The sequence below is a fragment of the Mucilaginibacter sp. genome, from assembly GCF_039207105.1.
Lineage (GTDB): Bacteria > Bacteroidota > Bacteroidia > Sphingobacteriales > Sphingobacteriaceae > Mucilaginibacter.
The window spans coordinates 1-5,585 of sequence record NZ_JBCECK010000234.1 but is presented as its reverse complement, the minus strand read 5'-3'; the positions used below and the strand labels follow the sequence as shown (position 1 = coordinate 5,585).

General features: G+C 44.6%; 3 protein-coding genes. 2 read left to right on the top strand and 1 reads right to left on the bottom strand.

Going from position 1 to position 5,585, the window contains the following annotated elements; genetic code table 11:
* On the top strand, positions 1–1,076 hold a 1,076-nt coding region (locus AAGC65_RS24490; protein WP_343115092.1), incomplete at its 5' end, for an NAD+ synthase.
* A gap of 297 nt (positions 1,077–1,373) precedes the next feature.
* Entirely contained in the window at positions 1,374–5,117 is a 3,744-nt protein-coding gene (locus AAGC65_RS24485; RefSeq protein WP_343115091.1) for a S8 family serine peptidase, read from the top strand.
* A 61-nt stretch (positions 5,118–5,178) separates the two neighbouring features.
* Here AAGC65_RS24485 and AAGC65_RS24480 read toward each other — a convergent pair.
* Positions 5,179–5,585, bottom strand: a 407-nt coding sequence (locus AAGC65_RS24480) for a hypothetical protein (RefSeq protein WP_343115090.1), incomplete at its 5' end; no start/stop codon positions are given.

Genomic DNA, 5,585 nt, shown 5'->3' with positions numbered 1-5,585 from the left:
GCATAGCCATTTTAAAAGATAATGCCAGCCGTTACCATTTGCCGTTATTTTATGTAAACCATGTTGGCGCGCAAACCGAGCTGATATTTGATGGTGGATCATTAGTGTTTGATAACACTGGCGAGCTGATTGACGAAATGCCATACTTTGAAGAAAGCCTGGCTTATTATACTTTAAATGATGATGCTTCTGTAAATTTTGAGCATCCAACAACACTGAAGGTTGAGCGTCCAAGTGATATTGAGCAGATACACCAGGGTGTTATATTGGGCATCCGCGATTATTTTTATAAATCTGGCTTTAAGCAGGCTATACTTGGCTTGTCTGGGGGTATTGATTCGGCTGTGGTTTGCGCGCTGGCTGCAGAGGCCTTGGGGGCCGAAAATGTGATGGCGGTATTACTACCTTCGCGTTTTTCAAGTGATCACTCTTTAAAAGATGCAGAAGACCTGGTGAAAAACCTGGGTTGCAAAAGCGAGGTTATTCCTATTAAACATATTACCGAGGCTATTGAAACTTCGCTGCATCCGCAATTTAATAACCTGCCGTTTAACATAGCCGAAGAGAATATACAATCGCGCAGCAGGGCCATTTTGCTGATGGCCATGTGTAATAAGTTTGGCTATATTTTGCTGAATACCAGTAATAAGAGCGAAGCTGCCGTTGGCTACGGAACCTTATATGGCGATATGTGTGGTGGTATATCCGTAATTGGCGATGTATACAAAACACAAGTATTTGAGCTGGCAAGATACATTAACCGCGATCAGGAGATCATCCCAATCAATTCTATCATAAAACCACCATCGGCAGAGCTAAGGCCCGATCAAAAAGATACCGATTCGCTGCCTGAATACGATGTGCTTGATAAAATACTGGCAGAATATATTGAGAACCGTTGTTCATCGGCTGAGATCATTAAAATGGGTTACGACGAGCAAACCGTTCGCCGGGTGATCAGGCTCATTAATCTGGCCGAACACAAGCGTTATCAAACACCGCCTATTCTCAGGGTATCGCCTAAGGCTTTCGGTATGGGTCGTAGGATGCCTATTGTAGGTAAATATCTTTCATAATTGATACCGCTGCGTGCCAAATAGAATTGTTTAATCAGGGATCATTTTTAAAATAGGAGGCTCCGCAGGAGCCAATAAATAGGGATATATCAGCTATAAACAGGCCGTTCCTCTGGAACTATAATGCTTTTATTTCCGGACTCCAACGGAGTCACGTGTTAATAGCTTAAGGCCAATTTGCAGATGGCTCCGTAGGTGCCTCCTAATCACTTCTGTAACAGTTTACTGCTTATGCTTTAATAAGTAAGGGAATATTTATAGATTTAAGGGGCAAAAAATGCCTGTTATTAAGTCCCCATGAATAAGCCTTACGCAGCAGTTTGCATATGCTTTTTATTGCTGTGTACAGCAGCCCGAACGTTTGCCCAGCAACCTTTAGTGACAGAGGCAAAGCGTGCCGCACTGGCCAGTTTTTCGGCTCAGTATAAAAATACGTTCAGTGCAAGCCATCAACAGGCTTTGGCGCTTGCGGTAAGTAAAGGCTGGCAAATACAGCGGCGCACCAAAAATGGCAACCTGATAAAGTTACAGGGTTTAAATAAAATGGGGTTCCCGGTGTATCTGATCACTCATAATAATGCGATATCTGCGGCCACTACATCAACCAATGCTATACAACCCGGTGGAGCGCTTGGCCTGAACTTATCGGGTTCCAGTACATTTCTAAATAATAAATTAGCCATATGGGATGGCGGTTCGGTATACACCGCCCACCAGGAGTTTGCAGGTAAAAGCATCACCATTAAGGATAACGGCTCAGTACTTGATCATAGCACACATGTGGCTGGTACCATGATTGCTAAGGGTGTTTATGCTCCGGCAAAGGGTATGGCCTTTAACGCGGCTACCCTGCAATCGTACGATTTTGATAATGATATAACCGAAATGAGTGCCGCCGCATCGGGCTTGTTGTTATCTAACCACTCTTACGGTGATGAGGCCGGCTGGAATTTTAATGATTCGCAAAACCGTTGGGAATGGTATGGTTTACCCGGTGACTCGGTTGATTATACTTTTGGCTTTTATGATACCCGTGCGCAGTCCTGGGATAAAATTGCCCATAACGCGCCCTATTACCTGATTGTTGAATCGGCTGGAAACAGCCGTTCAAGTAATGGCCCGGCAGTAGGCGAAATTTATTACGGGTATCAGAGCAGGACAGATCAAACTATAGTTAGCAAAGGCGCGAGGCCTGCCGGTATAAGTAATAACGGCGGGTACGATATTATAAGCACCACGGGTAACGCCAAAAATATACTTACGGTTGGCGCTGTAAACCCCTTACCCTTTGGGCCAAAAACACGACAGGATATAAGCGTAGCCTATTTTAGCGGATGGGGGCCTACTGATGACGGTCGTATTAAGCCGGATATTGTAGGTAATGGCGTAAATGTATTATCTGTTGGGGTAGAAAATCCAACATCGTACCTTACCCTGTCTGGCACATCAATGGCGGCACCTAATATCACCGGTTCATTATATTTGTTGCAGGAGTACTATGCGCAGAAAAACAATGGGGCATTTATGCTGGCTGCCACATTAAAGGGGCTTGTATGCCAAACCGCTTTCGACGCAGGTAATGTTGGCCCCGATTATATTTATGGCTGGGGCTTATTGAATACCCAAAAGGCGGCGCAGGCTATTACCGATAATGGAATTAAAAGCCTGATCAAAGAAAATACCCTGCAGCAGGGCCAAACGCAAACTTTTAATGTAGTGGCGTCGGGTAACGATGTACTGGCGGCTACCATATCGTGGACTGATCCTGAGGGCTCAATTACCCCTGATGGCACTATCAACAGCCGTGCGCCAAAGTTGGTTAATGATCTGGATATTAAAGTAAGCGATGGTACCACCACCTATAATGCCTGGGTTTTAAACCCCGATGCCCCGGCTGCCCCGGCGACAACGGGTAATAACATTCGCGATAATATTGAACAGGTTTATATCCCTAATACCACACCCGGTAAAAGTTATACCATAACGGTTTCGCACAAAGGTACTTTACAATCGGGGGCTCAGGCGTATTCGCTTATTGTTACCGGTGCTGGTGGTACTGCTTATTGTGCTTCGGCTCCGCTGTCAAATGCCGATTCGCGTATTGATAATATAAAGTTATCTAACATCAATAATACCCCGGCAGCAGGTTGTAAAAGCTATTCTGACTATACCAACCTTACCGTTCAACTGGAACAGGATAAAATCTATCCTATGAGCATTACATTAGGCACATGTGGCAACAATTTTAATAAGGCCGCTAAAGTATTTATCGATTGGAATGGCAACGGTGTTTTTGATAATAATGAACTGGCCGCGACTACCAATGTAATTAATACCACTGGTACAGCTACAGTCAATATTAAAGTGCCCGCTTCAGTTATCCCTGGTAATTATAGTTTAATGCGGGTAGTACTCAACGAAACAAGCGATACAGCGAGTATAAAAGCTTGCGGAACTTACAACAAAGGAGAAACCCAGGACTACCGGGTTCAGTTTTTACAAACCAGTATTGATGCCGGGGTGGTGGCCATTGTTAGCCCCGCGTCAAATGGCACGTGTTCGGCAGGCACACCGGTTACTATCCGGCTTAAAAATTTCGGCAGCGCCAATATCAGCAATATCCCGGTTACGGTTACGATTACCGCGCCAGATAATACGAAAACCACTTACACCGAGACTTATACCGGCACATTGGCGCCCCTGGCCGAGGATGATTTTACCTTTAGCCAGGAGTTTAACGCGCTGCCGAGTGCTACTTATACTATAACAGCCACCAGCAACCTGGCCAGCGATCCGGTTGCAGCCAATAATAGTATAACGGCAACCGTATTGATCAATAGCCCCGCGGCAATAGGCGCGCTTAATGCCTATTACTGTACAGATACTAAACAATATTTGCTGTCGGGTACCGGCGATGGTACATTACTTTGGTATAAAAACAGTACGGATGCTATTCCAATTGCGTACGGCTCGCCGGCATTTACAGCTCAGGCCCCGGTAAATAATGCATACTATGCAGGCATTAATGATTTCAAAGGATCGGTAGGGCCTGCTACAAAAAACGCGTTTACAGCAGGCGGATATAACCAGTTTACACCCGCGGTGAACGTGAGTACCAAAATACCGATGTTGATTAAAAGCGCCCGTTTATATATTGGCAATGCCGGCAAAATAACCTTTAATGTAAATAACAGTAACGGACAAACGATATCAACTACTACCATTAACGCCCAGGCTACACGTACCACGCCGCTTGCGGGCGAACAACCGGACGACCCTAATGATCAGGGAAAAGTGTACGATCTTAATCTGCAATTACCAGCAGCGGGTGATTATACCATATCGGCCGAGTTTGATGCCTCAGCTTCCATTTATCGTAGTAATGGTGGGGTTAAGGGGTATCCATTTAGTATAGGTAATGTGTTTAGTATAATCGGTAATAACGCTGAATCTGATAACCCTGCGGATACCACTTATTACAAGAATTTTTACTACTATTTTTATGATATGCAGGTGCAAAGCCTGGGCTGTTCATCAGCCCAGCGGCAGGCGGTAAGTATTAGTAAACCTGTTATTACGCAAGCGGGCAATACGCTGAATTCTAATTTTGCAGCCGGAAATCAATGGTGGCTAAATGGTAAACCTATAAATGGAGCTACAGCTGCTAAGTATGACCCCCTGCAAAGTGGCGATTACCAGGTAGCCGACACGCTGGCCAGCGGTTGTATAGCTTTGTCTGATGTGTACAGATATGCACGTACGGTTGCAAATCCTGGTAATGATACTGATATTGGTTTAACAGTGTTCCCGGTTCCGGCAAACAACCAGCTTAATGTGGTGTTTGTTGCCAAAGCGGCATCCGATTTAAAACTATCATTGGTTAACTCAGCCGGACAAACGGTATATCAGGATAAGCAAAGCCCGCCTGAAGGAAACTACAGCACCGTTATTAATGTTTCGGGACAAATACCCGGAGTGTATATCTTGAAATTATTAATGGGGCAAAAGATATATGCCCGCAAGATAATCATCAACAAATAGCGTGAAAACATAAAAGGCTCCCAACGGGAGCCTTTTATGTTTATGTGTTCTTTACAGAAATCTAAAAAGTATATTTCAAGCCGAGGCCAGGCGCGAGGTCAAAAAACGGCCCTCTGGCCAGTTCAAGGCGCGGGTTAAGGTCAAGGCTTATGGCTATCGGGGCGTTAGGTATGGTGTACTCTAAACCCAGGGTAGCATCGGCACCAATTAAAATGTGCTTGCCGTTATAATATTCATCATCGCCGCCAATACGTTTGTAAAAGCCACTGCCTACTGAACCCAGGTGACCACCAAAGCCATAATAAAAGTTTAGTTTATCAACGTTAAAAGCTGGTTGATGTATCTCGTATAAACCGGTTAGTACAACACCGTGATCACGTATACCTAATATACCCTCAAGCGCGGTATTTTTATCCATAAAATATTTAATAGATGGGCCTATTTCATAAGCGCCGAATTTTAGTCCAA